The sequence below is a fragment of the Hufsiella ginkgonis genome, from assembly GCF_009834915.1.
Classification (GTDB): Bacteria; Bacteroidota; Bacteroidia; order Sphingobacteriales; family Sphingobacteriaceae; genus Hufsiella; species Hufsiella ginkgonis.
This window is the reverse complement of the sequence record NZ_WVHS01000001.1, coordinates 1,281,527-1,307,516: the sequence shown is the minus strand read 5'-3', so window position 1 is coordinate 1,307,516 and position 25,990 is coordinate 1,281,527. Positions and strand designations below refer to the sequence as shown.

Sequence of the window (25,990 nt, the reverse complement as noted above, 5' to 3'; positions counted from 1 at the left end):
GGTTGCAGGATAACGCAGCCGCAATGAAATTCTTATCTTTACCCAAACAATCCCTTATGCGAAAATCCCTTGTTTTCCTGCTGGTCTCCGCTTCGGCGATGGGCGCGGCCACCGCACAGAATATAAAAGCCGTTACTGCCGGCTATTACGAGCTAACCCGCACCGCATTTAATGCCGATCGGGCCTATAATACCGTATCGTTCGTTGAGAAGCGTTTCCGGATAGCGGGCAACAAGGGATTTGACGAGAGCATCCGCAATGTGGAGGAAACCCTGAAAAAAGCGGGCTATGTGCCGGAGAAGCAAGGCGAGGCCGACGGGCCGCTCACCTACCGCATCGAAAAACGGCAAATGACCCGGCCTACCTGGGAGCCCATTAGTGCGTCGCTCACCATCAAAGGCGAATCAAAACCGTTGCTGGAGCTTAAGACCAACCGCAATATGCTGGCTATCAATTCTGATTCTACAGTAAACGGCGGTTTTACGGCCAGCGTGGTATATGTGGGCCGCGGCACTCCCGCCGAGCTTGAGGGCAAAGACCTGCAGGGAAAGATCTTATTTGGCGAAGGATCCATCGGCCGTTTAGCCGACCTTGCCGGGCAAAAGGGCGGCGCTGGCGTTTTGGCGTACAACCTGCCCGCATACACCCAGCCGGAAAAGCACCCCAACTCCATCCAGTTCAGCTCCGTTTCTGGCAGGGCTAAGGTGGTGGCCTTCCTGCTATCATACCAGGCAAAGGAGCGGTTAAAAGCCGCGCTGGCCAAAGGCGAAGTAAGCGTAAACATGATGGCCAAAGCACGTTCATATCCATCGGAAGAGCTCACCATCGTAGCCAATGTGCGCGGGAACGTAAAGCCGGCCGAGCGCTTTGTATTTAGCGCGCACGTGCAGGAACCGGGCGCAAATGACAATGCATCGGGCGTTGGAGCGCTTGCCGAAATGGCGAACGTGACCGCGCAGCTCGTAAAATCTGGCAAGCTGAAGCCCATGCGCACCCTTACATTTTTATGGGGAGACGAGATCGTGTCTACCCGGCGGTATATCACCGACGATGCCGAACGCGCAAAAGGCATTAAATGGGGCATGAGCCTCGACATGGTGGGCGAAGACACGGAAAAGACCGGCGGCACCTTCCTGATCGAAAAGATGAAAGACCCTTCGGCCGTATGGACCCGAGGTGATGACAAACATACCGAATGGGGCGCTTCAGAAGTAAAAGAGAACGACCTGTTCCCGCATTACTTTAACGATTTTGTAATTAACCGGTGTAAAGAACAAGGAAAGTTTGCGAACTGGGTAGTGAACAGCAACCCCTACGAAGGAGGCAGCGACCACACCCCCTTCCTGAACGCAAAAATCCCAGGCCTGCTGATGTGGCACTTTACCGATGTGTATTACCATACCGACGGCGACCGGATCGAAAACGTTTCTAAAACTACCCTGAAGAATGTAGGCGTGAGCGCCCTGGTGACCGCCTATACCCTGGTAAGTGCGGACGCCGTTACGGCGGGTGCCATAGGCGACGAAATTGTTGAGGCTGCCAAATCCCGGCTGGAAACCGAACTGAAGCTAAGCAAAGCGGCCGTTAAGGGCGGGCGGGCATTGGCCGACGAGCAGCACATTGTGGAGGCCTGGTGGATGTGGTATGATAAAGCGCTGGATACCACGAACGACCTGCAGACCGGCGGCTCCTCCGGCGATGTAAAAGCCGGCATTGCCGCGAAAAAGAAGTCGCTGAAGGATTTCTACGACGCACTTAACTGGAATTAGTACCCGCGCGGGTTGTTGTATGCCAAAGCTGATCGTTATTGGTGCCGGAGTTGCAGGTATCGCGACCGCCATACGCGCAGCGGTCCAAGGATACGATGTGACGGTTTTTGAACAAAACAGTTATCCTGGCGGGAAGCTTGCCGAGATCAGGGAAAATGGTTTCCGCTTTGATGCAGGCCCGAGCCTGTTCACCATGCCGCAATACGTGGATGAGCTGTTCCTGCTGGCAGGTAAAAATCCGCGGGATTATTTTACCTGCAGTAAACTGGACCTCGTTTGCAACTATTTCTACGAAGATGGTACGTCGATTTCCGCATGGGCAGACGCCGACCGGTTTGCCCGGGAAGTAGCCGCACATACGGCGGATAATGCCGTCGCCGTAAAAAAATTCCTGGCCAAAAGCGGGGAGATCTACGGGATCACATCGCCGGTTTTCCTGGAACGGTCGCTGCACAAGGTCCGTTCCTACCTGAACCTGCAAACCTTGCGGTCGCTGCTTCGCCTGCCGGCGATCGACCCTTTCCGCACCATGAACGAGGCAAACAGCCGCCGCTTCCGCGATGCTAAGACCATCCAGCTTTTTAACCGGTACGCCACGTACAACGGGTCCGACCCCTACCAGGCGCCCGCCACGCTCAACGTGATCCCTCATCTCGAGCACCATTTCGGCGCCTGGTTCCCGCAAGGCGGCATGTACAACATTACCCGGGCGCTGGTAAGGTTAGCCGAAGAACTGCAGGTGACGTTCGAATACAACGCCCCGGTACAAGAAATTATGCTGAGCTCCCGTAAGGTTACCGGCATTACCAGCCGGGGGCAATTCCATCCCGCGGACGCGGTAGTTTCTAACATGGACGTTTATTTTACCTATACGCGGCTGCTTAAGAAAATCCGGCCTCCAAAACACATACTTCGCCAGGAACGGAGCAGCTCGGCACTGATCTTTTACTGGGGGATTAGCGGTGCGGTGGGAGAGTCGCTCGACCTCCACAATATTTTCTTTAGCGAGGATTATGCCGCCGAATTCAACGCCATCTGGAAAGCGCAGCGCATTTACGAAGACCCCACCGTTTACGTGAACATCAGCGCGAAGCTTGAGGCAGCAGACGCACCCCCGGGCTGTGAAAACTGGTTCGTGATGATTAACGTGCCGGCCGATTCGGGACAGGACTGGGAACAGCTGACTAACGAGGCCAGGAAGCACGTTTTAACCAAACTTTCCAGGAACCTCGGAAAAGATGTCGCTTCGGCCATCGTATCCGAATCCGTGCTCGGCCCGAGGGGGATCGGCAAAAACACCTCGTCGTACCGCGGGTCCATTTATGGTACGAGCTCCAACAGTAAATATGCGGCGTTCCTCCGGCATGCCAACCGGTCGGCGACCGTACACGGGCTTTATTTTGCGGGCGGAAGCGTGCATCCCGGCGGTGGGATCCCGCTGGCGCTGCTCTCGGCAAAGATTGTAGCGGGAATGCTTCGGCAGGTTAAACGATAAGCGTACTTTAGACCTGCATGCTTAGTCCCCGCACCAATAACCTTGTTTACACCTTCTTTTCCTGGTACATTTCCAGGATCATCCGTTCCGATTTTCACCAGGTGGTTTTTAAAGAAATAACGCTGGAACCCGGTCGTGCCGTTCTCTTATTGGCTAACCATTCTTCCTGGTGGGATGCTTTCGTGATCTTTCACCTCAATAAAAAATTTCTTCATAAAAAATTCCATGTGATGGTTACCGAAGAAAATCACCGGAAAGTGTGGTTCTTTAAGTATCTCGGGGCATTTTCGGTGAAAAAGCGATCAAGAGATCTCCTCACTTCACTGGAGTTTGCGGCCCGGCTGCTGGATGACCCGGAAAACCTCGTGCTCATTTTCCCGCAGGGGAAACTGCATTCGGGTCACGCGCACCACATCCGGTTTGAAAAAGGATTGTTACAACTGGTGAGTCGTTCGGCCGCAAATTTTCAATACCTTTTTGCCTCGCTGTTCGTTGATTATTTCCAGCACCGTAAGCCGTCCGTTACCTGTTACCTGGAACAATGGATGCCTGCAACGGAGACAAGCCTGGCACTGATCAACGACGCATATAACAAGCATTACGAAAATGCACGGCTGCAACAAGCGAAAATCACGGTGTAAATAATGGTCCTCTTTTATATTATCTTCTTTTTCCTGATCCTGCGGTTCACCGTTACGCTGTTCAATTATATCTCTAACCCGAAACTCACGGGGTCGCCCAGGCAGTACCATGACCTTGTTTCCGTGCTCATTCCCGTACGCAACGAGGAAAAGAACATCGGGCGGCTGCTTCAATCCCTGCTCGACCAGGATTACGAAAATTTCGAGGTACTGATTCTCGACGATGGCTCTACCGACCAAACTGCCATTGTTTGCGAAACATTTGCAAAACACGATCCCCGCATTACCGTGATCCCCGGGAAACCGCTTCCAGCAAACTGGCTCGGGAAAAACTACGCCTGCCACCAGCTGTCCGGCCTGGCGCGTGGAAAGTACCTCCTGTTCCTGGACGCGGATGAAACCGTCGGCGCCGGGCTGATCAATCACTCGGTACACCGCATCAAGCTGCTTCGCTTATCGCTGCTAAGCCTGTTCACCAACCAGGTGATGGTTACGGCGGGCGAACGGCTGGTGGTACCGCTGATGCATTTTATCCTGCTTAACCTGCTGCCTTTAAGATTGGTAAGGTTGTCGGCAAACCCTGCTTTCGCTGCGGCCAGCGGCCAGTTCATGCTTTTTGAGGCAAGCGATTATCATCGTCACCAATGGCATGAGCAGGTAAAACAGCAGGTGGCCGAAGACATCGCTATCATGCGCCTCGTAAAAGCCGGTGGTTTGCGGGGGGAAGCGTTACTTGCCAACGGGCATATTTCCTGCCGCATGTACACCGGCCTGTTCGAGGCATTGAATGGGTTCAGCAAAAACCTGCTGGCGGGGTTTTCTAACAGTATTCCCGGCTTGCTGATCTACCTGATGCTGGTAATGGCCGGGCCAGTTTTTATCGCTATATATCTCGACCTGTCGCTGTTGTTCTTTGCGCTTACGCTGATCGTGCTGTCGCGCATCCTCTCATCGCTCAGCGCCGGGCAGAACCTGGCACTGAACGTATTGCTGCACCCGCTGCAGATGGTGGCATTGCTCGTCATCGCCATATTATCTATAAAACATCATTTATCCCGATCAGCCACATGGAAAGGCCGCAAGATCGCTTCGTGAAAAGATATGGTGCGGCCGCATTGGTGGTGCTGTTTCATGCGGTAGGACTAGCGGGCTTCCTTCTTGCGGATACCGAGAGCCTGTTCCTCGCGATCGTGCCTTTTCACCTGCTGCTGATGGGAGGTTTATTGATCGCCGACCAACGGGAGCGGAACCACCGTTTCTGGCGGGCCGTAAGTCTGGTATACACCGGGGGCTTCCTGGTAGAGCTTGCCGGCGTTAAAACGGGCGTTATTTTTGGTCACTATGCCTATGGAAGCACGCTTGGCGTTAAGGCAGGCGGGGTGCCGCTGCTCATCGGGCTGAACTGGGTGCTGCTGGTTTGCGGCGCGGGCGCGGTAACGGCTTATCTCGGGATAAAGAACAGGTGGCTGGCGGCATTTGCCGGGGCGATGCTATTGGCTGCACTCGACCGCCTGATCGAGCCCGTAGCGGTTAAATATAATTACTGGCGCTGGGAGGATAACCACGTGCCGGTGCAAAATTATGTGGCCTGGCTGGTGGTTTCATTTATCATGCTGGTGATATGGGGACGGTTAGTGCAGCAACCAAGGAACCTGGCGGCGGCAACGCTATATTTAGTGCAACTGGTTTTTTTTGCAGCGCTGGCAAAATTTTAAGTTTGGAATGCCCTTCTTTTGACCATACATTCTCCACACCCATCCCCAAAACATTTTCGTATTTTTGCGTTTAATAATCATATAACTACCGTGATCACCACCGACCAATCCCATCACCTGCAGGTTACCATCGATAGCTCCTCCGGTTTTTGCTTCGGCGTGGTGTACGCCATCGATATGGCCGAGGAGATCCTGGAAGAAGACGGTTACTTGTATTGCCTGGGCGACATCGTGCACAACGACGAGGAAGTGGAGCGCCTCCGTGCCAAGGGCCTGCGCATCATTTCGCACGACGACCTGAAGAACCTGAGCCACGAAAAAGTACTCATCCGTGCACACGGCGAAGCCCCCGAAACCTACCGCCTGGCGCTGGAACACAACATTACCCTCATAGACGCCTCCTGCCCGGTAGTGCTTAAACTGCAGAACCGTATCAAGAACTCGCACGAAGGCAAGGAGAACATCCTGATCTTTGGTAAACATGGCCATGCCGAGGTGATCGGCCTGCAGGGGCAAACCGACAACCAGGCGCTGGTGTTCCAGGACATTTCGGAACTGGACAAAGCGCAGCTCCCCGAAAGCTTTACGCTTTATAGCCAGACCACCAAAAGCACGGAGAAGTTTTATGCCATTAAAGAGGAGCTGATCCGACGCGGTTACGAGGTAAAGGCCAACGACACGATCTGCCGCCAGGTATCGAACCGCGACGAAGAGCTGCGGGATTTCGTGAAAGATTTCGATAAGATCGTATTTGTTTCGGGTAAAAAATCCTCCAACGGCAAAGTGCTGTATGAAGTTTGCCTGAAACACAATCCAAATACCTGCTTTATTTCTAATGCAGCCGAGCTCGACCGCTCGATGTTTAAGCCCTATGATAAGGTGGGGATCTGCGGCGCCACCTCTACGCCCATGTGGCTGATGCAGGAAGTAAAGGATGCCCTCGAAGCCTTTTAACCGTAACAGATGAAGTATCAGGGCCTGCTCATCGCAACACTCCTGGTAAGTACCTGGGCATTCAGCCTGGCGTTCCTGCTCACACGGGATTTCTCGTGGACCGACCCGCTCGTATATGCCGCGGTGCTCATACAGGCGCACCTTTATACAGGCCTGTTTATTACCGCACATGATGCCATGCACGGAACAGTTTCGTCCAACCGCGCAATAAACAGTTTTACCGGGCAGTTATGCACGCTTTTGTACGCCCTGTTTCCCTACCGGAAACTCTATCGCAAACACCACGAACACCACCGTTATGTACATACCGGCGACGACCCGGACCATCACCCGGGAAAGTTCTGGCCCTGGTATGCCGGTTTTATCGCGTCCTATATTTCGTGGTGGCAGATAGCCGCAATGGCTGTCTTGTTCAACCTGCTTAAAGTATGGTTTCCTGAAAAAAACCTGTTATTATTCTGGGTGCTGCCGTCGTTATTAAGTACGCTGCAGCTATTTTATTTCGGCACCTGGCTGCCGCACCATGGCGAGCACGAAAACAAACATCACTCGCGCACCCAGCGGAAAAATCACCTGGCCGCCTTTCTTTCCTGCTATTTCTTTGGCTATCACCTGGAGCACCACGAACAACCCGCCGTGCCCTGGTGGCAACTGTGGAAGCTTAAGGCGTAACCGTCATCGGCCAGTAAAAAGGGATCGCTTACATAGGCCGGGTCAACGTCGTCATTAATAAAAGTTACCTTTGCCGCGGGATCGTCCGGTGAACATTATCAAACGATCTGGTAATTTTAAACGAAATTATAGCCTGTGAAGCGACAATATTTGCCGGCTTTCGGGGTTAGTTTGAATCCTGGCTATCGGCCGCAGCCGTCAGCTATCTGCGCATTCCTTGCGCCGGGATAGAAGCTGATAGCTGACGGCTGATAGCTGACAGCTAAAAATAAATGAAAAAAGGAATCCTCCTCGTTAACCTCGGCACACCCGATAGTCCTTCTGTACCCGATGTACGCAAGTACCTTGATGAATTTTTAATGGATGCGCGTGTGCTCGATATTAACCCCGTGGGGCGTGCGTTGCTGGTAAAAAGTGTGATCGTGCCCTTCCGCGGACCGAAATCCGCCAAACTTTACAAAGAGATCTGGTCCGAAAAAGGTTCGCCCTTGCTCTATTACAGCCTCCGGCAGAAAGAGTTGCTGCAGCAGCGGCTCGGCGACGGGTACCAGGTAGAACTGGCCATGCGCTACCAGAGCCCTTCCATCGAAACGGCGCTGGCCAACCTACGCTCGGGATTGGTAGAAAGCATCCGGGTGATCCCCATGTTCCCGCAGTATGCGTCGGCCAGCAGCGGCTCGGTACTCGAAAAAGTGATGAAGCTGGTTTCCGAATGGCTCACCATCCCGCAGATCTCGTTTGTGAACTCGTTTCACGACCTGGCGCCGATGATAGACACGTTTGCCGAAAACGCGCTTAAATACCAGCCAGAAACGTACGACCATGTCCTGTTCAGCTTTCACGGACTGCCCGAAAGGCAACTCGCTAAATCCGATTATTCTGCACGGCATTGCCTCAAGTCGGCCGATTGCTGCGATGCCCTTACCAACGAAAATAAATTTTGCTACTCGGCCCAGTCGTACGATACCGCAAGGCTCATTGCCCAAAAGCTCGGCCTTAACCGCGACCGCTACACCGTGTGCTTCCAGTCGCGCCTGGGCAATGATCCCTGGGTAAAACCATATACCAGCGAAGTGCTTGCCGAGCTTGCTAAAAAGGGCGTGAAACGCCTGCTGGTGCTCTGCCCGGCTTTTGTGGCCGATTGCCTGGAAACCGTTTACGAGGTAAGCGTGGAATACCGTGATGAATTCAGGCACCTTGGCGGCGAAGAGGTACAACTGGTGGAAAGCCTTAACGATCACCCGACGTGGATAGAGGGGCTGGCAGCGCTGGCTAAGGGGTGAGGATGTGTTTTAAAATAACCGCTGTCGCCCCCGTATTTTCGCGTACATAATCGCCTGCTTTTTTGCCTGCGGCGATGCGGGTCGCGGGCTCTTTCAGGGTTTCGATCACGGCTGCAAGCTCTTCGGTGGTGGCGACAGAAAACCCGGCTTTCTGAGAAACCAGGTCCCTCGCTTCACGGAAGCGCTGGTAATTCGGGCCAAAGATCACCGGCAGGTTAAAGGTAGCAGCCTCCAGCGTATTGTGTATGCCTGCGCCGAAACCGCCACCGATATACGCCAGCGAGGCATATCGGTAGAGCGAAGACAGGAGGCCGATGTTATTGATGATTAATACGTTAGGCGTTGGACGTCGGGTGTTTATAGATACGCTGGCATTGGAGTTATCCGGTTCCTGGAATTTTATGGTGCCGTAACCGGCGAAGAGGGATTCGATGCCCAGGATCCTGCTTTCACCGATCTCGTGGGGGGCGATTATGAACTTCCAGCCAGGAAGATATGAAACAACCGATTTGATCAGCTCTTCGTCTTTGGGCCAGGTGCTGCCGGCGATAAGTACCGGGGAGCCGCCGGCAAAATCCTGTACCGCCGGGAAGCTTTTGGCGGCCTGCGCCAGGTGCGCTACGCGATCGAAACGGGTATCGCCGCTTACGGCAACCTGGTTGATGCCAATGGTTTTTAGCAGCGCGAGGCTCTGCTGGTCCTGCACAAAAATATGGGTAACGAGTGCCAGCATCCGGCGGGAAAAAAAACCGTACCAGCGGAAGAAAGACTGCTTTTCGTTATAAATGGCAGAGATCACATATAACGGGATCCCGCGCCGGCGGAGCCCGTTAAAATAATGGTACCAGTAATCGTATTTAGTGAACACCGCGAATTCCGGATCGAGCAGGCTGAGAAGCGCCTCCGCATGTGCTTCGGTATCGGTGGGCAGGTAAAACACGTGGTCGGCCAGCGGGTAGCCCTTCCTGATCTCGTAACCCGAAGGGGAGAAAAAGGTAACGACCAGCCGTTTCTGCGGCATGACCTGCCGGGTTTGCTCCAGCACGGGGCGCCCCTGTTCAAACTCGCCCAACGAGGAAAAATGGAACCAGAGGGTCGACCGGGGCGGGGCGTCTTGCAACGCTTTCGCGATAGCGGGCAACAACCCTTCGCGGCCCTTTACCCACTTTTTCGCTTTTGGGTTAAAAAACTGCAGGACCCAAAGCAGCGCGGTATAAAGTGCAATTCCCAGGTTGTAAAAAAACAGCATTCCTATTTGCTTAATTAATTATATTCGCCAAAGTTATGTTTAATCTTCTCGCCTGCGAATTAACATCGGAAAAAGCCGCACCAGGATTATTTATGGAACAATCCTTTTTGTTTCACGTAACGTGCTAATTATCTATAAAAGCTTATTATCCCTAAAAACAAATTATACAAATGAAAATTGCAGTCGTAGGAACTGGTTATGTGGGTTTAGTGACTGGTACATGCCTTGCCGAAACCGGGAACGATGTGATCTGCGTTGATATAAATGCAGAGAAAGTGGCAAAGATGAAACAGGGAGAGATCCCTATTTACGAGCCAGGGCTCGATCTGCTCTTTCAACGAAACATCGCGCAAAAGCGGCTTACGTTTACCACGGAGCTTGCCGGCGCGATCGAAGAAGCCAGGATCATCTTCCTGGCCTTGCCCACTCCGCCGGGAGGCGACGGCTCCGCCGACCTTAGTTACGTACTCGGCGCCGCTAAAAACATCGCCCAGCTGGTAAAAGATTACAAAGTGGTAGTTACCAAGTCTACCGTTCCCGTTGGCACGGCCGATAAAGTGAAAGCCGTTTTCGAAGCCCATACGCAAGTGGTGGTCGACGTGGTTTCGAACCCCGAATTCCTGCGCGAGGGCGTAGCGGTAGATGACTTTATGAAACCAGACCGCGTAGTAGTGGGTACCCGCAGTGACCGCGCCCGGAAATTGATGGAGGAACTTTACGCGCCCTACGTAAGATCCGGCAACCCGGTAATATTTATGGACGAGCGCTCTTCGGAGCTGACCAAGTACGCAGCCAATTCGTTCCTGGCCACCAAGATCACGTTCATGAACGAGATCGCTAATTTATGCGAGCTGGTGAATGCGGATGTAGACATGGTGCGCCGCGGCATCGGCTCGGATGCGCGCATCGGCAAACGATTTCTCTTCCCGGGTGTTGGCTATGGCGGAAGCTGTTTCCCGAAAGACGTACAGGCGCTGGCAAAATCGGCGAGCGAGTACGACTACAACTTTAAGATCCTTAACTCTGTAATGGAGGTGAACGAGCGCCAGAAAACGGTGATCGTTGATAAAATGAAGAAATACTATAAAGAAGGCCTCGGAGGCAAAAAGTTCGCGTTGTGGGGACTGGCATTTAAGCCCGATACCGACGACATCCGCGAAGCGCCGGCGCTCTATATTATTGATGAGCTGGTGAAAGAAGGCGCCCAGGTGGTAGCCTACGACCCGGAAGCGATCGAAAATGTACGCCGCGCCAAAGGCGATATGATCGGTTATGCAGAAGACCCGTACGATGCGCTGGCGGGCGCTGACGCCCTCATTATCGTTACCGAGTGGCCGCTGTTCAGGACCCCGGATTTCGACCGCATGGAAAACGCCCTTAAGGCGCGCGTAATATTTGACGGCCGGAACTTATACGACCTGCAGCGAATGATAGACCGCGGATACTACTACAACAGCATTGGACGTCAGACGATAACATCATGAGCAGAAAACGTGTTTTGATCACCGGGGCCGCCGGGTTTTTGGGTTCGCATCTTTGCGACAGGTTTATTGCAGAAGATTGCCATGTAATTGCGATGGACAACCTCATCACCGGCGACCTCCGCAACATAGAGCATTTGTTTAAACTGGAAAATTTCGAATTCTACCACCACGATGTATCGAAGTTCGTACACGTACCCGGGGAGCTGGATTACATCCTGCATTTCGCCTCGCCCGCAAGCCCGATCGACTACCTGAAGATCCCTATCCAGACCCTGAAAGTAGGCTCGTTGGGAACACATAACCTGTTAGGTTTGGCGAAAGCGAAAAAAGCCAGGATGCTTATCGCTTCTACTTCCGAGATCTATGGCGATCCTTCTGTTAACCCGCAGCCTGAAGAATACTGGGGCAACGTAAATACCGTAGGCCCGCGCGGCGTTTATGATGAGGCTAAGCGTTTCCAGGAATCTATTACCATGGCTTACCACACCTTCCATGGCGTTGAAACCCGTATTGTGCGTATTTTTAATACGTATGGCCCGCGTATGCGGCTTAACGACGGACGCGTACTGCCCGCGTTCATCGGCCAGGCGATCCGGGGCGAAGATCTTACCGTTTTCGGCGATGGCTCGCAAACACGTTCATTCTGCTATGTTTCAGACCTTATTGAAGGGATCTACCGCCTCCTGTTAAGTGATTATGCTTACCCCGTAAATATCGGTAACCCGAGCGAGATCACCATTAAAGAGTTTGGCGAGGAGATCATTAAGCTTACCGGAACGAAACAAAAAATGGTGTACAAGGAACTTCCTACTGACGATCCGAAACAACGCCGCCCCGATATCACCAAGGCACGTACCATTCTTGGCTGGGAGCCGAAGGTTTCGCGGGAGGAGGGATTAAAGATCACTTACGAATATTTTAAGTCGCTTCCCCAGGAACTGATTGATAAGATCGACCATAAAGATTTTACGACGTATAACAAATAACTATGAACACAATTCTGGTAACGGGCGGAACAGGATACATTGGTTCACACACCGTAGTAGAGCTACAAAAAGCCGGGTACGATGTAGTGATCATCGATAACCTTTCCAATTCGAGTATCGGCATTCTCGACCAGATCACGGCTATTTCCGGTATTCGTCCGCAGTTTGAACAACTCGACCTGGCCGACGAGGCGCTGGTGATCGATTTTGTGGCACGGCACGAAGGCATCAGCGGAGTGATCCATTTCGCCGCCTACAAAGCGGTAGGCGAATCGGTACAGTACCCGGTAAAGTACTACCGGAACAACTTTTACTCGTTAATAAACCTGTTAACCGCTTTCGCTAACCGTGATGTGGACCTGGTTTTCTCTTCGTCGTGCACCGTTTACGGGCAACCGGACCGCCTCCCGGTAACCGAGGAAGCGCCTGTAAAAAAAGCAGAGTCGCCCTATGGCAATACCAAGCAGATCTGCGAAGAGATCCTGGTGGATACCGCTAAAGTTAACGCCAATTACCGCTTTATTTCGCTGCGTTACTTTAACCCGGTCGGGGCGCATGATTCTGCCACCATAGGCGAACTGCCTATCGGCGTACCACAAAACCTGGTACCGTTTATTACCCAAAGCGCTATTGGCAAACGGGGGCCCATCACCGTTTACGGTAATGATTATAACACGCCCGACGGCAGCTGTATCCGCGATTATATTCACGTGGTCGACCTGGCAAAAGCGCATGTGGCCGCCATCCGGCGCCTGGAACAAAAAAGCGCCGGATCGAACTACGAGGCCTTTAACGTGGGTACCGGCACCGGAAGCTCGGTACTGGAAGTGATAAACGCCTTCGAAACCTCTACCGGCGTAAAGCTCGATTATAAGATCGGTCCGCGTCGTCCCGGAGATGTAGAACAGGTATGGGGCGACGTAACCAAAACCGAACAGGTATTAGGCTGGAAAGCTGCTTACGGCTTGCCTGAAATGATGAGCTCGGCCTGGAAATGGGAGCAGTATATTAAGGAGAACCCGATAACGTAGTCATCAGTGATCAGTTGTCAGTAATCAGTGCCGGTATGGCGCCGTAAAGGAACTGACAACTGATAACTGGCAACTGATAACTAAAAGCTATGAAAAAAATCCTCATCACCGGGGGCGCCGGCTTTATAGGCTCGCACGTGGTGCGCCGTTTCGTAACCACCTACCCTGATTATACCATCGTAAACCTCGATAAGCTTACCTACGCCGGTAACCTGGCGAACCTGAAGGATATTGAGAACAGCCCGAATTATCACTTTGTGAAAGGAGACATCGTGGATGCACCTTTTATCGACGCGTTGTTTGAGGACGAGGGTTTTGATGCGGTGATCCACCTCGCCGCCGAATCGCATGTTGACCGCTCGATCACCAGCCCGGTAGATTTTGTGATGACCAACGTGGTGGGTACCGTAAACCTGCTGAATGCCGCACGTGTAAGCTGGAAAGGCGATTACGATAACAAACGCTTTTACCATGTTTCTACCGATGAGGTGTACGGCACATTAGGCGAAACCGGCATGTTCACCGAATCAACGGCTTACGATCCGCATAGCCCGTATTCAGCCTCGAAGGCAAGCTCCGATCATTTTGTACGGGCCTACCAGGATACGTACGGCATGAATAACGTGATATCCAACTGTTCCAATAATTATGGATCGTACCATTTCCCCGAGAAGCTGATCCCGCTGGCAATAAACAACATCAGGAACGATAAGCCGGTGCCGGTATATGGCAAGGGCGAAAACATCCGCGACTGGCTGTGGGTAGAAGATCATGCGCGTGCCATCGATGTGATCTTTCACAACGCTAAAGCCGGCGATACCTACAATATCGGCGGTCATAATGAGTGGAAAAACATCGACCTTATCCATTTGCTTTGCCGCGTAATGGATAAGAAGCTGGGTCGAACGGAGGGAACTTCCGCAAAGCTGATCACTTTTGTAACGGACCGCGCCGGGCACGACCTCCGCTATGCGATCGACTCGTCGAAACTTCAACGCGAATTGAACTGGACCCCAAGCCTGCAATTTGAAGAGGGCCTGGAGAAAACCGTGCAATGGTACCTCGACAACGAGGCGTGGCTAAACGATGTGACCTCCGGCCATTATCAATCGTATTACGAAGAACAATATACGAACAGGTAGTGCCCGGTTGCCGGCTGTCAGTGATCAGTCCCTTAAAACGTCTTACAAAAAGGCTAATAACTGATAACCCATGATCACTTACCTTTCCCTCGTACAAGCGGCCCTCCGCCAATGGCAGCAAAAAATGCGGCGGAAGCCATCCCTGGGCGACCGCATTTCCAGGGGCGTACAGAACAAGGTAAATAACCTTATCCCTGGTAAGGTACACCACGCCATTACGGTTGCCATCCGGAAGATGGTCCAATTGGTGCTTTTCGGGTCGAAGCACCTCACGGCGAGGCCGGCGAAAGTTAGCTCGCCCGAGCTTACGGAGGCGCTGGTGCGCAGCAAGATCGAAAACTATCGCCATACCGCAGCCGCGGAAGGAGCGCTTACGGGCGCGGGCGGCATTTTGTGGGGCCTGGCAGATTTCCCGCTGCTGCTGGGAATTAAGCTTAAATTACTGTTCGAGATAGCCTCGCTGTACGGGTTTGACGTAAAGGAATATAAAGAACGCGTGTATATTCTCTACGTGTTCCAACTGGCCTTTTCGAGCCAGGAACGGCGAAACGCGATCTATAAGCAATATATAGCCGGCTGGGATGCCTACGCTGCCACGCTGCCAGAAAATGTTGATGATTCGACTGGCGCACTTTCCAGCAGGAATACCGCGATTATATAGACCTGGCTAAAATGGCCCAACTGATCCCGGTGATCGGTGCTGCCGTTGGCGCTATAGCGAATTATAAACTAGTAGATAAGCTGGGAGAAACCGCCATGAACTGTTACCGGATGAGGCTGGAAAGCCGCTGGCTGCCGGCCGGCGGCGGCTAGCCTGGGCGGCGTTACTTTCTTAGCGCCTGGTACTTGGCAAGGTTGGCCGGATCGAGCTCCACCAGCTGGTTATAGGCTTTCACTTTATCCTGCGGGTCGGCGGAGCCGATAATGTTTACCAGCTCGTCTGCTTTTGCGGTAAAGAAAACCTGGTTAAGCATAGCGCCCTGTTTCTGTTTATCGATCTTTTGCAGCTGCGGCAAGAGGCCGATGATCTCCTTGCGTCCCTTTGCCTGGTTACCCGCCATGATATCGAGCCCATTTCGGTGATAATCATACAGCACCTCGCGGATCGGGTTAAATGCTTTATTGTTGAGGTTTTCCGAAAGCCAGTACCGGTTCTTAAGGCTCTCAAAGGCTTTCCAGCCGGGGAAGGAGGCATTTTGCGCGTTGTTTACCACACCCAGCGCTTTTACGTAATAAGGGGTGCCTGAATAGCGCGAAAAGCTGTCGTAATCCATTCCTACGATGGTGTAGGCATAAAAAGCCAGCAGGGAGCTCAGGTTATTAATAAAGTTCTGGTCAGAGTAGTCTAACGGCTGTCCCTCGGCATACGTAAAGCCGAAATCCTTGTCGCTGATGTTTAGCAGCGTACTGTTATAGGTGGTGCCGTAAATGGGTCGGCTCGACTGGATCTGCGCATCGGCGAGGAACTGCGACGAGCCATCGTACCACGTAATGTTTATCACGAAGCTGCAATCGATCCGCTCGCGGGGCTGCAGCGCGTCGGCGCTCCATTTGCGGTTGTTAAGAAATTCGCGGATGGTGCTTTCGAGCGCATCGAACGACCGCTTATTGGTATTCTGGATCTGGGTGGACAAGATCTGCACACGGGCGTTAAGGTCCTGTGCCCGGAGCTGCGCGGCTGTCAAAAAAACGAAAACGAACATCACGAATCGCCTGATCATGCCATTACCTCCAGAATTTTTATGAGTATATCGTGTGCCACTTCCTGTTTCGATTTAAGCCCGTAGGTTACTTTATTCAACTCACGGTCTATGATCGTGATCTTATTCTGATCGCCTTTAAACCCAGCTCCTTCGTCCTGAAGCGAATTGAGCACGATAAAGTCGAGGTTCTTTTTCCGGATCTTTTTAATGGCATTCTCCTCTTCATGCTCTGTTTCGAGGGCAAAGCCGATCAGTAAACGGTTCCCCCGTTCCAACTGCCCCAAATTCGCAAGAATATCCGTGGTTTTAACCAGGGGGATCGAGAACTCTTCGTCGTTCTTTTTAATCTTGTGCCCGGCAACGGTGGCCGGGCGGTAATCTGCTACCGCGGCATTCATAATGGTAATATCGGCGGCCGGGAAATGTGCGCTCATCTGCTCCAGCATTTCTGCGGCAGAGGTAACACGGACCACCTTTATTCCCGGTTCGGCGGTTATCGATACCGGTCCGCTTACCAACGTGACCTCCGCGCCGTTCCGCAACAATTCCGCCGCGATGGCGTAACCCATTTTCCCGGAAGAATGATTTCCGATAAAACGTACCGGGTCTATCGCTTCGTATGTAGGCCCGGCAGAAACCAGGGCTTTTTTACCGCTCAGCGGCAGTTTTTTTCTTATTTCGCCATCAAGAAGCGCCGCGATCTCTTCGGGCTCCGCCATTCTTCCTTCGCCGGTGAGGCCGCTGGCCAGCTCGCCGTAACCCGGGCGGATGAGGATGTTGCCATAGGATTGCAGGCGACCCACGTTTGCCTGGGTAGATGCATGTTTCCACATATCGAGGTCCATTGCGGGAGCGACATACACCGGGCATTTGGCAGAAAGGTATACCGCCGTAAGGAGGTTATCGCAAAGCCCGTTGGCCATTTTGGCGAGGGTGTTTGCGCTGGCCGGGGCGATAACCAGGTAATCGGCCCACAGCGCCAGCTCAACATGGTTATTCCATTCGCCGGTTTGAGCGTTGGCATATTCAACCAGCACCGGGTTTTTAGAAAGGGTAGAAAGGGTAAGCGGGGTAATAAAATGCGTGGCGTCGGGGGTCATTACCACCTTCACCGCGGCACCGGATTTCACCAGCAAACGTACCAGGGTGGCCGCTTTATAGCTGGCTATGCTTCCGCAGATGCCGAGGATAATGTTCATTGAGTTATCAGTGGTCGGTTATCAGCAGCCGGTTCCGTTAAAGCGTCATACAAGAACTGATGACTGACTACTGATAACCGGTACTACTATGCTTCCTTCGAAGGGTTCCTGTAGTAAACTTTTTTGTGCAGGAACTCGTCAACCGCTACCAGCGTAGGTTTTGGCAAACGCTCGTAATGTTTAGAGATCTCGATCTGCTCGCGGTTTTCAAAAATCTCTTCCAGGTTGTCGTTCGACGATGAGAACTCAGACAGCTTTCCATGAAGCTCTTCTTTCATATTGTTGGCGATCTGGTTCGCGCGTTTTGAAATAATCACGATCGACTCGTAAATATTGCCGGTTTCTTTATCCAGCTGGCGCACATCACGTGTTACGGTTGATGTAGGGGTGGTCGAAGTTTTGGTATTGCTCATAATTTCGTTGTTTACTTATTTTTCCTGGCAGTAGTATCACGTGCTGCCATGCGTGCTTTCATTTCGGCTTCCTGCAGGGCGATGAACTTTTTAGCCGCCACGATACCTGCCTGGGCATCTTTGCTCACCTCCTGTACGTCTTTTAACAATTTACTCTGCGGATGTTTGTCGGCAAAATCACCTGCCATGGTAATGGCTTCGTTAAACCGTTCTTCCTGCTTGGTTTCGTAGCTGTTTTTTGAGTAAAGGTACTGCGAGCGGATGGCCAGCAGTTCCATTTCTTCGGCATAACGCGTATCCGGAAAATCGCGCAATACGTTGCGGAAAGCGATCACGGCGGCCCGGTAATTTTCAGGATTGTAGCCACCAGTGGTAAAATATAGCTTCGCGTTGGCGTAGGCTTTCGCTTCCAGCTTGTCGCGAAGATCGGTGATCAGCTTGCTGGCCTCGGCCACCCGCTCGCTTTTGGGATAGAGGTTGATAAAGAGCTGGAGGGATTCGATGGCTTTCTGGGTGTTCTCCTGGTCGAGCGAAAAGTTCGGCGACTCGAGGTAGTAGCAGTAAGCCGACATAAACCGGCACTCTTCGGCCCTGGAGCTTCCCGGGTAGGTATCGGCAAAAACCTTAAACTGGTAACGGGCGGTGGTATAATCGCGCAGCCGGTAGTTGGTATATGCAAAGTAGTAGGAAAGGTCTTCGGCTTCCGACATCCCGCGGTAGCGCTGCATCAGGTCGTCGAACAACAAGAGCGCCTTGGAATACTTCTTTTTATTGTACAGGCGAATTGCTTCCTGGTACTTTTTCGGTACATCCGTGCCCGTGCGCAGCTTCTCGAATTTACTTTTACAGCCGATAGCGCCCGACAGAAATAAAACGATCAGGCCCAATAAAACTAACTGCTTGTTTTTAAACATCCTGCAAAGATAAGTTAATTACGTGTATCCGTCAATCACATTATTGAGGGACAGGCGAAGGTAGAATCTTACCGGGAGAGGGGCGTTAAATTTAACAGAGTTTAACATTTAACGCATTAGTAATGCGCTCGGCGTTTTTACATTCAATGGACAAACCACCCGCCATATTGTTGCGTAAATTGCGTTAAAGATTGTGATATGAAAAAGTCTGTTTTTTACCTGTCTGTTATCGCGGCGGTATTGCTGCTCGCTTCGTGGAGCTTGTTAGTACAAAATAAAAATAAGGTGTACGCCGTAAAGCTCGTGGCGCCGCAGGGAAAAGCGATCGCGGCATTTGCCGAAGGATGTTTCTGGTGCTCGGAGCATATTTTCGAGGAGTTGGCCGGGGTTGATTCTGCCGTATCCGGTTACGCCGGCGGCAAAACAAAAAACCCGACCTATGAAGAGGTATGTTCTGAAACAACCGGCCATGCCGAAACCGTGCTGGTATATTATAATCCAAAAAAGATCTCTTACAGCCAGTTGCTGGATGCTTTCTTTACGTCGCACGACCCTACTACGCTGAACCGCCAGGGTCCAGACAGGGGAACCTCCTACCGCTCCGCCATTTTTTACCTCACTAAAGAAGAAGGCGAGCTCGCCAAACAGGCGGTACGCAAATACACACCGACCTTTAAAAGTGCCATCGTTACCGAAATATCACCGCTTACCGCCTTTTACCGCGCAGAAGAATACCACCAGAACTACGTGCAATACAACCCGAGCCAGGGATACGTGCAAGCCGTTTCGATGCCACGCTTCGAGAAATTTAAAAGGGAGTGTAAGCTGACGATGAAGAAGAAGTGATCTGCGGCCAGCAATCAGCTCCTTATGTCGCTATCACAAAGCTGACGGCTGAACGCTTACGGCTGATTGCTGGCGGCTGATTGCTGAAAGCTGACCGCTGATTCCCTACCTTTGCCCGATGGATTATGAAGTTTTTTCCCTGCCCAACGGGATCCGTTTATTACACAAGCCGGCGCTCTCCAACATCGCGCATGCATGCATCCTCATCAATGCCGGGTCGAGAGATGAAGCAGAGGGCGATCCCGGGCTGGCCCATTTTATCGAGCATCTTTTTTTCAAGCGTACCGAACGCCGCAACACCAACCAGATCCTCAACCGCCTCGAATTGGTGGGTGCAGACCTGAACGCCTATACCACCAAGGAATATACCTGCATACACGCTTCTTTTTTACAGGAACACCTGGAACGTGCGCTGGACCTCTTCCAGGACCTCGTTTTTCATTCCGTTTTCCCGGAGGATGAGCTGGAAAAAGAAAAAGGGGTAATACTCGACGAGATCGCTTCTTACCAGGACCAACCCGAAGATGCCATTTACGACGATTTCGACGGACTTGTTTATGAAGGGCACCCGATGGGGAACAACATCCTGGGTAAAACCGAAAGTGTACAGCGCTTTACGCGCGATGATATTCTGCGCTTCCTTTCAGCTAATTACAATACCCACGGCATTGTGATCGGCGTACTGGGCAACTACCCGTTAGAAAAGCTTAAAAAACTGGTGAGCCGCTTGTTTGGCGCCGTAAAGGAAAATGATACCTCCAAAAACAGGATAGCGCCCGTTTTGTACCGTCCTGCCACGTACCACGAAAAGAAGCCGATCTCACAGTCTCACTGCGTAACCGGCAACCTCGCCTACAACCTGCACCACAAGAACAAAACCGGCTTGCTACTGTTGAACAACCTGCTGGGCGGAACCGGCATGAGCTCGAGGTTAAACTTGGAGATCCGCGAAAAATATGGCATCGCCTACACCATCGAGTCGAGTTATGCGCCTTTTAGCGATACCGGCATGTTCTCCGTTTATTTTGGCACCGACCCGGAGAAAAAGGATAAAGCGCTGAAACTGGTGCAGCGCGAGCTTCGTAAATTACGTGAACAGGGTCTGGGAGTTACGCAGCTTCACCAGGCGAAAAAGCGGTTTATCGGGCAGATCGCGCTGGGCGAAGAGAACAGGATGAGCCTCCTGATCTCGATGTCGAAAAGCCTGGTGGATTACGGTCGCGTAGATTCGCTGGAGGAGGTTTTTGACCGCGTGAACGCCGTTACAGCTCCCCAGCTGCTGGAAATCGCCAACGAGGTGTTCGATCCGGAACGGTTTACTACGCTGGTTTTCGATCCCCTTAAAGAGTAAAATATTATCTTTGCCGATTGTTAACGCCAGAACTAACGTTCTGTGTTTGAATACTTCTCGTTATGAAATTACCCATTATCGCCTACGGAGATCCCGTTTTAAGAAAAAAAGCCGAAGACATCGGCAGCGATTATCCTGGTTTACAACAGCTGATCGGCAACATGTTCGAAACTATGTACGCCGCACATGGTGTTGGTATAGCCGCACCCCAGGTAGGGCTGGCTATCCGGCTGTTCGTGATCGATGCTTCGCCATTTGCGGAAGACGATGCACAGCTGAAAGATTTCAAGAAAGTATTCATCAATGCGCAGATCACCGAAGAAAGCGGCGAAAACTGGGATTTTAACGAGGGATGCCTGAGCATTCCGGATATCCGTGAAGACATCAGCAGGAAATCGAAAGTGACCATTTCTTACCTCGATGAAAACTTTGCGTTGCACACAGAAACCTATACCGGCCTCGCCGCCCGCGTAATTCAACACGAATACGACCATATTGAAGGAAAACTTTTTGTCGACAAGCTATCCCCTTTACGCAAAACGATGCTTAAGAGCCGCCTCGATTCCATTTCGAAAGGCTTGATAAAGGTAGAGTACAAAATGAGGTTCCCCGCGCAAAAAAGAAAGCGGTAAGAGAAAACAGGGTGGGATTAATTACCCCCGCGGCTTTTATCGCCCTGGGTGATCTGTTGAATAAACGCTGCCCAGGCAAACGGGTTCATCAGCGGATTGGCGCCGCGCTGGTTCATGTGTTTATTCGTTAAGTTGATGTGGTTGTTCTGGAAGTTAAACACATTCATTTCCTGCCCATCACGCGGAAGCGATTTAGAGAGCGCTGCCAGGCTTGCCGCCGACACATTCTTTTTGGCGATCAGCAGGTCATCGTCTGCCAGCTTCAGCGTCATAAATGCACGGGTAAATTCATCGACACTTGCCCAGGGATAAACGCTTACTACCGGCAATGTAATGGATTCGGGTTTCATTTTAACCAGTACGGTGTACTTCATGTCGGGTAAACCGGCCGGGATCACCAGCGCTTCTTTGCGGTACCCGATAGCCGAATAAACGATCGTATCGCCCTCGCTGGCTACAAAAGAAAAATACCCCTGGTAATTGGCCGGGAACGACTGGTTATTCCGCGACTTATTGATCACCGTTACATATGGCACAATTGCCTGGATAGAATCCGCATTATAAATGATCCCCGATACCTGTACCAGTTTCTTCTCCTGCGCATGGGAGGATCCGGCGAAGCCGGCGAGAACAAGAAGAAAAAGGAATATCCGTTTCATTTACGCCGTAAAACTATCAAAAACCATGCTAGCCAATCGTTAAAAACTGTTAAATGTTAACGTTGTTACGTCGACAGGTACGCCATTAACCCACCCGGGTAGGCATCACCGCATTTGGATCGTCTGCGTCTGTAAGGTTTATTGCTTCGATGCCTTCTATTTCGGGTACCGAACGCTTAATCGCTTCTTCGATCCCCGCTTTCAGGGTCATGAAGCTCATGGGGCAGGAGCCGCAAGCCCCAAGCAGTTTCAGGCGCACGATGTTACCGGGCGTGATCTCTTCCACAGAGACGTTACCACCATCTGCTTCTAAATATGGTCGGATCGTATCCAATGCACCTTCAACTCTGGCCAACAAATCCATAATAATCAAATTTTACAAATATACATAAATCGAATATACAAAGTTTCGGCGCAATTATATCGCCGCCGGCGCCGGATTCATCTGCCGCACTTCCAAGTTCCGGATCGACACCTGCTGGGCCACCTTCGCGGCGAGCGCTTTAAATGCTTCGGCCATCGGGTTGCCCGCTTCCATGATCACGGGACGGCCTGCATCGCCCGCATCGCTGATGCTTTTAACCAGCGGGATCTCGCCCAGGAACGGCACATCATACCGTTGGGCCAGCGTTTGCCCGCCACCGCTTCCGAAAATATAATACTTGTTGCCGGGCAATTCTGCAGGAGTAAAGTACGACATGTTTTCTACGATGCCCAGTACCGGGATATTAATGGCGTTCATCATAAACATCCCGATCCCTTTACGCACGTCGGACAAGGCTACTTTTTGCGGTGTTGTTACGATGATCGCTCCCGCGATGGGGTACGTTTGTGTAAGCGTGATGTGGATGTCGCCCGTGCCCGGAGGAAGGTCGACCACCAGGTAGTCCAGTTCGCCCCAATCGGCATCGTTAAAAAGTTGTTTCACGGCAGTAGAAACCATCGGCCCCCGCCAGGGAACCGGCTGCTCCGGGTCGGTAAAGAAACCGATGGACAACAGTTTTAACCCGAAACGCTCGATGGGGAGGATGCGCGCTTTACCGTCAGGCCCCTGTACGGATAACGGGCGCTCCCCTTCGAGGCCAAACATGGTGGGGATAGACGGCCCGTAAATATCGGCATCGATCAAACCTACCGACGCCCCGGTCATTTGAAGTCCCAATGCCAGGTTTGCAGAAACCGTCGATTTCCCTACCCCGCCCTTCCCGGAAGAAACGATAATGATATTCCGGATATTCGGCAGCGTAGCGTTGGCCCGGGTGGTAACGCGCGAAGTCATATTAATGATGACCTCCGCCTCTTTGCTCACGAAGTATGCGATGGCGTTGCGGCAGGCATTTTCTATCATAGCCTTTAACGGGCAGGCCGGGGTAGTTAAAATAACCGAGAAGCGGATGTTGTTCCCGTTGATCTCTATCCCCTCGATCATGTTTAGCGTAACCAGGTCTTTCTTTAAATCCGGTTCTTCCACGTGACTCAGCGCCTGCAAAACCTGTTCCTTTGTGATCATTTTATATGAGTGAAAACGCAAATTTACTAAACCCTCCCTGTAAAGAACTTGTTTACCCTATGTTTTTGCAGATATTTACATTCTGGAAATAATTCTGGCTCATAAAACGTTTTTTTAACAAAGCAGTTATTGAGTAATTACCTACAACCTCCATGCATATTCCCCGAGTTCCGCCTAAAGTCCTGAAAATTACCGGTATAATTATTGGCGTGCTGTTTTTTTTGATGCTGGTGGGCGTAACCGTCATCTTCGTAAAACGCGAGTCTATCCTGCAATCGACCGTTGCCCGCATCATTCGCAAAGCGAAGGCGGACTATAACCTGGACGTACAGATCAAAAATCCACGTTTCGATGGACTGAGCGTGGTATTGTTCGACGAGATCTCGGCAGTTCCGGCACAGCGGGACAGCCTGGCATTGATCCGGAACCTGCGCGTTGGCGTTAAGCTGATGCCGCTTTTGTTCGGGGAAGTAAAGCTTGCTGAGCTGAAATTAGCGTCGGGAAAGATCAACCTCGTTAAGAAGGATAGCGTAAGCAATTACGATTTCCTCTTTCGCAGGAAAAAGAAAAATACCAGCGAGAGCAGCCGTTCGAGCCTGGCCGATCTGGCCGATAACCTCCTCAACACGGTGCTGAACAAGGTACCTGACGACCTGGATATCAAGAATTTCGATTTCGTATTCCGCGACGACAAAGATACGCTGCGTTTTTTTACCCCCGGCGCGGTGATTGATGACGGATACCTGAAGTCGACCATCATCCTGAACAAGGGCGAAGCTACCTGGCATCTCGACGGCCCCGCAGAGCCTGATCAAAAGCTGTTCGACCTGCGCCTGTTTGCCGATGGGAAGAAAGTGTCGCTGCCGGTTATCGAAAAGAAATACAAGCTGAAGGTAAGTTTCGACACCATTAATGTGCGGCTGAACGAAGCGGAGCGTGATGGGGACGAGCTGCATGTTTCGGGAACCTGGGCAGTGAGGAACCTGGTGGTGAACCATCCGAAATTATCGTCCACCGATATCCTGGTGCCAACCGGCGCTATCGACGCGAACTTCACCGTGGGCGAAAATTTTGTTGCACTTGACAGTTCCTCAGTGATCCGGTTAAAAAACATTCGTGCCAACCCATACTTAAAATACACGCTTACCAGGAAAAAGATCTACGAACTGAAACTGCATACCGGCTACCAGGACGCGCAGGAGATTTTCAACGCTTTCCCCCCGGGCTTATTTGAGACGCTGGAAGGCATCAAGGTATCAGGGCAGCTACAATATGACCTGAGCCTGTACCTCGACGGGGCGCTTCCGGATAGCGTTCAATTTAATTCCTCGCTGAACAAGCGCGATTTTAAGATCATAAAATGGGGTAAAACGAATTTCCAAAAGATCAACAGCCCGTTCGTATATACGCCTTATGAAGATGGAAAACCGATGCGCGATATCGAGATCGGTCCGAAAAACCCGAACTTTATACCGCTTGAGGGTATTGCGCCCGACCTTCGCAATGCGGTGCTGACAGCCGAAGACCCTTCCTTTTTTAGTCACCACGGTTTTGTGGAGCTTGCTTTCCGCAGGTCGATCGCCACCAATTTTAAGAAAAAGGCGTTTAAGCAAGGCGGAAGCACCATATCGATGCAGTTGGTAAAGAACGTGTTCCTCAGTCGCCAAAAAACGCTGCTCCGCAAAATTGATGAAGCGCTGATCGTTTGGCTGATCGAGAACAACCGTGTAACTACCAAATCCAAAATGCTTGAGGCTTACCTGAACCTGATCGAGTGGGGCCGCAATGTGTATGGGATCGGTGAAGCGGCTAATTACTACTTCGGTAAACACGCCTCCCAGCTATCGCTCGGCGAAAGTATTTTCCTGGCGAGCATCGTACCCAAACCAAAAAAAGGGCTATACTTTTTCGAGCCGGATGGCAGCCTTCGTCCCGGACTGGCCGGTTATTTCAGGATGATCGGGGGACTGATGGCACGCAGGGGCCTTACTGCCCCGGATACCTCCGGTTATGGTTTCTATAACGTACGTTTAAAAGAAAGTTTGCGCACGCTGATCGCGCCGGCAGATTCGACCGCGAGCGACTCTACCTTGTTTAACAATGCGGATGAACGGGACGAAGATCCCGAGTCTTTTTTGAAAAGAGTATTGAACCCGGAAAAGAAGATGGATACCATTAGCATCCATGATCTCGATAAATTAAAAGTGGCGCCCAAAGACACGGTTAAAACCGGCGCTCAAAAACGGAAAGAACGCCGCGATGCCAGGAAGCAGGAAAAAGAAGAAAAGAAAAGGCTTAAGGAGCTCGAAAAGAAAAACAATCCCTGATTTAACTGCCCACGC

Annotated in this window: 25 protein-coding genes and 1 pseudogene; 18 read left to right on the top strand and 8 right to left on the bottom strand. The window is 51.7% G+C overall.

Annotated elements, in window-relative coordinates; all coding sequences use genetic code 11:
- Positions 1 to 56: 56 nt before the first annotated feature.
- From GS398_RS05545 to hemH, 8 genes are all read left to right on the top strand, one after another.
- Entirely contained in the window at positions 57 to 1,769 is a 1,713-nt protein-coding gene (locus GS398_RS05545) for a M28 family peptidase (RefSeq protein ID WP_160905704.1), read from the top strand.
- Between the two features lie 19 nt (positions 1,770 to 1,788).
- Positions 1,789 to 3,264, top strand: coding sequence for a 1-hydroxycarotenoid 3,4-desaturase CrtD (crtD, locus tag GS398_RS05540; protein ID WP_160905703.1), 1,476 nt, complete (start codon positions 1,789 to 1,791; stop codon positions 3,262 to 3,264).
- Positions 3,265 to 3,281: 17 nt separating this feature from the next.
- Positions 3,282 to 3,905: a lysophospholipid acyltransferase family protein gene (locus tag GS398_RS05535; RefSeq protein WP_160905702.1), complete on the top strand. Its 624-nt coding sequence runs from the start codon at positions 3,282 to 3,284 to the stop codon at positions 3,903 to 3,905.
- A 3-nt stretch (positions 3,906 to 3,908) separates the two neighbouring features.
- Entirely contained in the window at positions 3,909 to 5,000 is a 1,092-nt protein-coding gene (locus GS398_RS05530) for a glycosyltransferase family 2 protein (protein WP_160905701.1), read from the top strand.
- Complete coding sequence (locus GS398_RS05525) at positions 4,973 to 5,620, top strand: carotenoid biosynthesis protein (protein WP_160905700.1); 648 nt, start codon at positions 4,973 to 4,975, stop codon at positions 5,618 to 5,620. The genes GS398_RS05530 and GS398_RS05525 overlap by 28 nt, the downstream gene beginning before the upstream one ends.
- Before the next feature lie 90 nt (positions 5,621 to 5,710).
- Complete coding sequence (locus tag GS398_RS05520; RefSeq protein ID WP_369410226.1) at positions 5,711 to 6,574, top strand: 4-hydroxy-3-methylbut-2-enyl diphosphate reductase; 864 nt, start codon at positions 5,711 to 5,713, stop codon at positions 6,572 to 6,574.
- Between the two features lie 9 nt (positions 6,575 to 6,583).
- Positions 6,584 to 7,246: a fatty acid desaturase gene (locus tag GS398_RS05515; RefSeq protein WP_160905699.1), complete on the top strand. Its 663-nt coding sequence runs from the start codon at positions 6,584 to 6,586 to the stop codon at positions 7,244 to 7,246.
- Between the two features lie 272 nt (positions 7,247 to 7,518).
- Positions 7,519 to 8,529, top strand: coding sequence for a ferrochelatase (gene hemH / locus GS398_RS05510; protein WP_160905698.1), 1,011 nt, complete (start codon positions 7,519 to 7,521; stop codon positions 8,527 to 8,529).
- On the opposite strand, the gene GS398_RS05505 is transcribed toward hemH, so the two are convergent.
- Positions 8,519 to 9,778, bottom strand: coding sequence for a 3-deoxy-D-manno-octulosonic acid transferase (locus tag GS398_RS05505; RefSeq protein ID WP_160905697.1), 1,260 nt, complete (start codon positions 9,776 to 9,778; stop codon positions 8,519 to 8,521). The genes hemH and GS398_RS05505 overlap by 11 nt on opposite strands.
- 170 nt (positions 9,779 to 9,948) lie before the next feature.
- Between GS398_RS05505 and GS398_RS05500 the strand changes: the two genes are divergently transcribed.
- From GS398_RS05500 to GS398_RS22650, 6 genes are all read left to right on the top strand, one after another.
- Positions 9,949 to 11,262, top strand: coding sequence for a UDP-glucose dehydrogenase family protein (locus tag GS398_RS05500; RefSeq protein ID WP_160905696.1), 1,314 nt, complete (start codon positions 9,949 to 9,951; stop codon positions 11,260 to 11,262).
- Positions 11,259 to 12,248, top strand: a complete 990-nt coding sequence (locus GS398_RS05495) for a UDP-glucuronic acid decarboxylase family protein (protein ID WP_160905695.1) — start codon at positions 11,259 to 11,261, stop codon at positions 12,246 to 12,248. Before GS398_RS05500 ends, GS398_RS05495 begins: the two co-directional genes overlap by 4 nt.
- Positions 12,249 to 12,250: 2 nt before the next feature.
- Positions 12,251 to 13,279, top strand: a complete 1,029-nt coding sequence (galE, locus tag GS398_RS05490) for a UDP-glucose 4-epimerase GalE (protein ID WP_160905694.1) — start codon at positions 12,251 to 12,253, stop codon at positions 13,277 to 13,279.
- Positions 13,280 to 13,368: 89 nt separating this feature from the next.
- On the top strand, positions 13,369 to 14,421 hold the full coding sequence (gene rfbB, locus GS398_RS05485; RefSeq protein WP_160905693.1) for a dTDP-glucose 4,6-dehydratase: 1,053 nt from the start codon (positions 13,369 to 13,371) through the stop codon (positions 14,419 to 14,421).
- 70 nt (positions 14,422 to 14,491) lie between these two features.
- Positions 14,492 to 15,082, top strand: a complete 591-nt coding sequence (locus tag GS398_RS05480; RefSeq protein WP_255494184.1) for an EcsC family protein — start codon at positions 14,492 to 14,494, stop codon at positions 15,080 to 15,082.
- Positions 15,083 to 15,093: 11 nt separating this feature from the next.
- On the top strand, positions 15,094 to 15,234 hold the full coding sequence (locus GS398_RS22650; RefSeq protein WP_255494182.1) for an EcsC family protein: 141 nt from the start codon (positions 15,094 to 15,096) through the stop codon (positions 15,232 to 15,234).
- An 11-nt stretch (positions 15,235 to 15,245) separates the two neighbouring features.
- On the opposite strand, the gene porD is transcribed toward GS398_RS22650, so the two are convergent.
- The 4 genes and pseudogenes from porD to GS398_RS05460 all read right to left on the bottom strand — a co-directional run bounded on the left by porD (position 15,246) and on the right by GS398_RS05460 (position 18,650).
- The gene (gene porD / locus GS398_RS05475; protein ID WP_160905692.1) at positions 15,246 to 16,142 is read right to left on the bottom strand and encodes a type IX secretion system protein PorD; all 897 of its coding nucleotides are present in this window, start codon (positions 16,140 to 16,142) and stop codon (positions 15,246 to 15,248) included.
- Positions 16,139 to 17,329: pseudogene (coaBC, locus tag GS398_RS05470) on the bottom strand (bifunctional phosphopantothenoylcysteine decarboxylase/phosphopantothenate--cysteine ligase CoaBC); the annotation flags it as partial. The gene porD and the pseudogene coaBC, both read right to left, overlap by 4 nt.
- Positions 17,330 to 17,409: 80 nt before the next feature.
- Positions 17,410 to 17,736: a DNA-directed RNA polymerase subunit omega gene (locus GS398_RS05465; RefSeq protein WP_160905690.1), complete on the bottom strand. Its 327-nt coding sequence runs from the start codon at positions 17,734 to 17,736 to the stop codon at positions 17,410 to 17,412.
- Positions 17,737 to 17,747: 11 nt separating this feature from the next.
- Positions 17,748 to 18,650 carry an outer membrane protein assembly factor BamD gene (locus GS398_RS05460; RefSeq protein ID WP_160905689.1) on the bottom strand — a complete coding sequence of 301 codons (903 nt, stop codon included), beginning with the start codon at positions 18,648 to 18,650 and terminating at the stop codon, positions 17,748 to 17,750.
- A 198-nt stretch (positions 18,651 to 18,848) separates the two neighbouring features.
- On the opposite strand from GS398_RS05460, the gene msrA reads away from it, so the two are divergent.
- From msrA to def, 3 genes are all read left to right on the top strand, one after another.
- The gene (msrA, locus tag GS398_RS05455) at positions 18,849 to 19,496 is read left to right on the top strand and encodes a peptide-methionine (S)-S-oxide reductase MsrA (RefSeq protein WP_160905688.1); all 648 of its coding nucleotides are present in this window, start codon (positions 18,849 to 18,851) and stop codon (positions 19,494 to 19,496) included.
- A 118-nt stretch (positions 19,497 to 19,614) separates the two neighbouring features.
- A complete protein-coding gene (locus GS398_RS05450; protein ID WP_160905687.1) occupies positions 19,615 to 20,847 on the top strand; it encodes a M16 family metallopeptidase in 1,233 nt (410 codons plus the stop codon).
- Positions 20,848 to 20,909: 62 nt separating this feature from the next.
- Entirely contained in the window at positions 20,910 to 21,479 is a 570-nt protein-coding gene (gene def / locus GS398_RS05445; RefSeq protein ID WP_160905686.1) for a peptide deformylase, read from the top strand.
- A 17-nt stretch (positions 21,480 to 21,496) separates the two neighbouring features.
- Here def and GS398_RS05440 read toward each other — a convergent pair whose 3' ends face one another.
- The 3 genes from GS398_RS05440 to GS398_RS05430 form a co-directional block, all read right to left on the bottom strand.
- Positions 21,497 to 22,138 carry a peptidase associated/transthyretin-like domain-containing protein gene (locus GS398_RS05440; RefSeq protein WP_160905685.1) on the bottom strand — a complete coding sequence of 214 codons (642 nt, stop codon included), beginning with the start codon at positions 22,136 to 22,138 and terminating at the stop codon, positions 21,497 to 21,499.
- A gap of 85 nt (positions 22,139 to 22,223) precedes the next feature.
- A complete protein-coding gene (locus GS398_RS05435) occupies positions 22,224 to 22,502 on the bottom strand; it encodes a NifU family protein (RefSeq protein ID WP_160905684.1) in 279 nt (92 codons plus the stop codon).
- Positions 22,503 to 22,556: 54 nt separating this feature from the next.
- Entirely contained in the window at positions 22,557 to 23,648 is a 1,092-nt protein-coding gene (locus GS398_RS05430) for an Mrp/NBP35 family ATP-binding protein (RefSeq protein WP_160905683.1), read from the bottom strand.
- Positions 23,649 to 23,800: 152 nt separating this feature from the next.
- On the opposite strand from GS398_RS05430, the gene GS398_RS05425 reads away from it, so the two are divergent.
- Positions 23,801 to 25,975: a biosynthetic peptidoglycan transglycosylase gene (locus GS398_RS05425; protein ID WP_160905682.1), complete on the top strand. Its 2,175-nt coding sequence runs from the start codon at positions 23,801 to 23,803 to the stop codon at positions 25,973 to 25,975.
- Positions 25,976 to 25,990: the final 15 nt, after the last annotated feature.

Bases quoted from the DNA above. Each gene is read 5' to 3' on its own strand.
- GS398_RS05545 (WP_160905704.1), top strand. From the start codon at position 57: ATGCGAAAATCCCTTGTTTTCCTGCTGGTCTCCGCTTCGGCGATGGGC.
- crtD (WP_160905703.1), top strand. From the start codon at position 1,789: ATGCCAAAGCTGATCGTTATTGGTGCCGGAGTTGCAGGTATCGCGACC.
- GS398_RS05535 (WP_160905702.1), top strand. From the start codon at position 3,282: ATGCTTAGTCCCCGCACCAATAACCTTGTTTACACCTTCTTTTCCTGG.
- GS398_RS05530 (WP_160905701.1), top strand. From the start codon at position 3,909: ATGGTCCTCTTTTATATTATCTTCTTTTTCCTGATCCTGCGGTTCACC.
- GS398_RS05525 (WP_160905700.1), top strand. From the start codon at position 4,973: ATGGAAAGGCCGCAAGATCGCTTCGTGAAAAGATATGGTGCGGCCGCA.
- GS398_RS05515 (WP_160905699.1), top strand. From the start codon at position 6,584: ATGAAGTATCAGGGCCTGCTCATCGCAACACTCCTGGTAAGTACCTGG.
- hemH (WP_160905698.1), top strand. From the start codon at position 7,519: ATGAAAAAAGGAATCCTCCTCGTTAACCTCGGCACACCCGATAGTCCT.
- GS398_RS05505 (WP_160905697.1), bottom strand. From the start codon at position 9,778: ATGCTGTTTTTTTACAACCTGGGAATTGCACTTTATACCGCGCTGCTT.
- GS398_RS05500 (WP_160905696.1), top strand. From the start codon at position 9,949: ATGAAAATTGCAGTCGTAGGAACTGGTTATGTGGGTTTAGTGACTGGT.
- GS398_RS05495 (WP_160905695.1), top strand. From the start codon at position 11,259: ATGAGCAGAAAACGTGTTTTGATCACCGGGGCCGCCGGGTTTTTGGGT.
- galE (WP_160905694.1), top strand. From the start codon at position 12,251: ATGAACACAATTCTGGTAACGGGCGGAACAGGATACATTGGTTCACAC.
- rfbB (WP_160905693.1), top strand. From the start codon at position 13,369: ATGAAAAAAATCCTCATCACCGGGGGCGCCGGCTTTATAGGCTCGCAC.
- GS398_RS05480 (WP_255494184.1), top strand. From the start codon at position 14,492: ATGATCACTTACCTTTCCCTCGTACAAGCGGCCCTCCGCCAATGGCAG.
- GS398_RS22650 (WP_255494182.1), top strand. From the start codon at position 15,094: ATGGCCCAACTGATCCCGGTGATCGGTGCTGCCGTTGGCGCTATAGCG.
- porD (WP_160905692.1), bottom strand. From the start codon at position 16,142: ATGATCAGGCGATTCGTGATGTTCGTTTTCGTTTTTTTGACAGCCGCG.
- GS398_RS05465 (WP_160905690.1), bottom strand. From the start codon at position 17,736: ATGAGCAATACCAAAACTTCGACCACCCCTACATCAACCGTAACACGT.
- GS398_RS05460 (WP_160905689.1), bottom strand. From the start codon at position 18,650: ATGTTTAAAAACAAGCAGTTAGTTTTATTGGGCCTGATCGTTTTATTT.
- msrA (WP_160905688.1), top strand. From the start codon at position 18,849: ATGAAAAAGTCTGTTTTTTACCTGTCTGTTATCGCGGCGGTATTGCTG.
- GS398_RS05450 (WP_160905687.1), top strand. From the start codon at position 19,615: ATGGATTATGAAGTTTTTTCCCTGCCCAACGGGATCCGTTTATTACAC.
- def (WP_160905686.1), top strand. From the start codon at position 20,910: ATGAAATTACCCATTATCGCCTACGGAGATCCCGTTTTAAGAAAAAAA.
- GS398_RS05440 (WP_160905685.1), bottom strand. From the start codon at position 22,138: ATGAAACGGATATTCCTTTTTCTTCTTGTTCTCGCCGGCTTCGCCGGA.
- GS398_RS05435 (WP_160905684.1), bottom strand. From the start codon at position 22,502: ATGGATTTGTTGGCCAGAGTTGAAGGTGCATTGGATACGATCCGACCA.
- GS398_RS05430 (WP_160905683.1), bottom strand. From the start codon at position 23,648: ATGATCACAAAGGAACAGGTTTTGCAGGCGCTGAGTCACGTGGAAGAA.
- GS398_RS05425 (WP_160905682.1), top strand. From the start codon at position 23,801: ATGCATATTCCCCGAGTTCCGCCTAAAGTCCTGAAAATTACCGGTATA.